This is a genomic window from Burkholderia sp. SIMBA_051 (assembly GCF_046534915.1).
Taxonomy (GTDB): Bacteria; Pseudomonadota; Gammaproteobacteria; order Burkholderiales; family Burkholderiaceae; genus Burkholderia; species Burkholderia ambifaria.
In genome coordinates, this window is the sequence record NZ_JAWRXS010000486.1 from 1 (window position 1) to 260 (window position 260).

Sequence of the window (260 nt, forward strand, 5' to 3'; positions counted from 1 at the left end):
CCCTCAGCACGACGCGCACCGGCGGCACGCCGTACGGCGCGTCGCACGTGTCGCCGCACGAGCGCAGCGCCGCCGGGGGGCTGTCGGCCGACGAGAAGACGCTCGCGGCGTCGCTCGGCGTGAGGCTGGCCCGCGCAGCCGCGGCCCTGGCCGCCGCCGAGGCCGCATGAGCGGGCCCACGCCCGCACCCGCCGCGGTCGCGGCCCGGCCGGGCTACGCGCTGGCCGCGGCCGCATGCCTCGCGGCGCTGATCGTGCTCT

The 260-nt window shown here is 81.2% G+C and carries 1 pseudogene; it reads left to right on the forward strand.

The annotated features are described in order from the left end of the window. Window positions 1-170 (forward strand): annotated as a pseudogene (locus SB771_RS35395) (NAD(P)H-quinone oxidoreductase); the annotation flags it as partial. Window positions 171-260: the final 90 nt, after the last annotated feature.